The 1,916-nt window shown below is 66.5% G+C and carries 2 protein-coding genes; both read left to right on the plus strand.

What is annotated here, in order from left to right; translation table 11 throughout:
- Positions 1–703: DNA-formamidopyrimidine glycosylase family protein (locus tag WBF74_RS02840; RefSeq protein ID WP_424434872.1), on the plus strand; the 703-nt coding region annotated here is incomplete at its 5' end.
- 84 nt (positions 704–787) lie between these two features.
- The coding region (locus WBF74_RS02845; protein WP_424434875.1) for a hypothetical protein at positions 788–1,916 on the plus strand (1,129 nt) is incomplete at its 3' end.

The raw sequence follows: 1,916 nt of genomic DNA on the forward strand, positions 1-1,916 counted from the left end.
CCGCGGCCAGGTCGTGCGCGGGGTGAGCGGAAACTCCCGCCAGGCGCTGGCACGCATGCAGGGGTGCCAGGTGCGGGACGTGCGCAGCTGGGGCAAGCATTTCCTGCTCGAGTTCGACGATTTCAGCATGCGCATCCACCTGATGATGTTCGGCAGCTGGCTGATCGACGAACGCAAGCCTGCAGCGCCGCGGGTGTCGCTGCGCTTCGACAATGGCGAGCTGAACTTCTACGCCTGCTCGGTGAAGTTCATCGAGCAGCCGCTGGACGAGGTCTACGACTGGCGCGCCGACGTGATGAGCGAGCAGTGGGATCCGCGCCTGGCGCGGCGCAAGCTCAAGGCCCTGCCCGACATGCTGGTCTGCGACGCCCTGCTGGACCAGCAGATATTCTCGGGCGTGGGCAACATCATCAAGAACGAGGTGTTGTTCCGCATCCGCGTCCATCCGGCGACCCGCATCGGCGACCTGCCGCCGCGGAAGCTGGGCCAGCTGATCGCCCAGGCCCGCGAGTACAGCTTCGACTTCCTCGCCTGGAAGCGCATCTACGAACTGCGCAAACACTGGCTGGTGCATACCCGCGGCACCTGCCCCGTCTGCGGTGGCCCGATCAGGAAGGTCTACATGGGCAGGACGCAGCGCCGCACGTTCTTCTGCGAGCACTGCCAGAAGCACTACGGCGCCGGGCAGGTACCGGCGCCGTGATTCCGGCCGCCCGCAACGGCGCTCTTCCGGAGAACAGGCCGATACCCTAGGCTGCGCCTACCGCCTGGCTTCTGGGGAGTTGTCATGGGAAGGGGATTGCGTGGGGTGTTGTGGCTGTTGACAGGGATGTTCGCTGGCCTGGCCTGGGTGCCGGCAGCGGTGGCCCAGACGATACCGGTGGAAGCGTTCGCCAAGGCCAGCCCGTTCTCGATGCCGCGGCTGTCGCCGACGGGCGACTACCTGGCGGTTTCGACCGACTTCGGGGAAGGCAACCACGCCGTGCAGATCCTGCGCCTGTCCGACATGACGCGGACGGCGGTGCTGCGCCTGCCGCGCTACGAAAGCCCGTTCCAGATCGCATGGGTGGGCGACCGACGCCTGGTCGTTGCCAAGGGGCGCAAGTACGGGTCGCTGGAAAAGCCGCTGCCCACGGGCGAGATCATCGCCAGCGATTTCGACGGAAAGAACCAGCGCTACATCTACGGGTACGAGCAGCAGAACGCGGCAGCCGGCCTGGACCGCGGCTTCGGTTACATCGAAAGCGTGGCCGAGAGCAACGATGGCCGCTTCTACATGCGCCAGCTCCAGCGCAATCCCACCTCGTCGATGCTCTACGTGGTCGATACGCAGCGGCCGACGTTCAAGCTTATTGCCGATATCAACGTGCCGCAGCTGGAATTCCTGGTCGACCGCAACGGCGTTGCGCGCTATGCCTGGGGGCGCAACGATGCGGACAACTACCTGCTGTACCGCTCGGATGATGGCCGCCGCTGGCAGCCCATGGTGCTGCAGCAGGCCGGAAGCGTCTGGACGCCGCTGGCGTTCACCGCGGACAACACCAGGGTATATGCCCGGCTGAGCCGCGATGAAGGGCCATCGCGGCTGGTGCTGAGCGATCTGGACGGCGGCGATTCCGAGGTGCTGGCGGGTGATGACTTCGCCAGTGTCGGCCTGACGCAATGGACAGGCCACCCGTCGGTCCCGTTCGCGGCCGCCCCGCAGAGCGGCCGCCCGCGGCTGGCCTACTTCGACCCGGGACGGCCCGAGGCCGAGCTGCACAAGGCCCTGGCGGAACTGCTGCCGCAGCAGCACGTGACCTTCGTCGACGTCAGCCGGGACGGCCAGGTCGTGCTGGTCCACCTGACTGGAGACCGCGACCCCGGCGGCTGGTATGTGCTGAGGCGTTCGACCAACAAGCTGGAAAAGGTGTTGT

The sequence above is a fragment of the Parvibaculum sp. genome (assembly GCF_049672805.1).
GTDB lineage: Bacteria > Pseudomonadota > Alphaproteobacteria > Parvibaculales > Parvibaculaceae > Parvibaculum.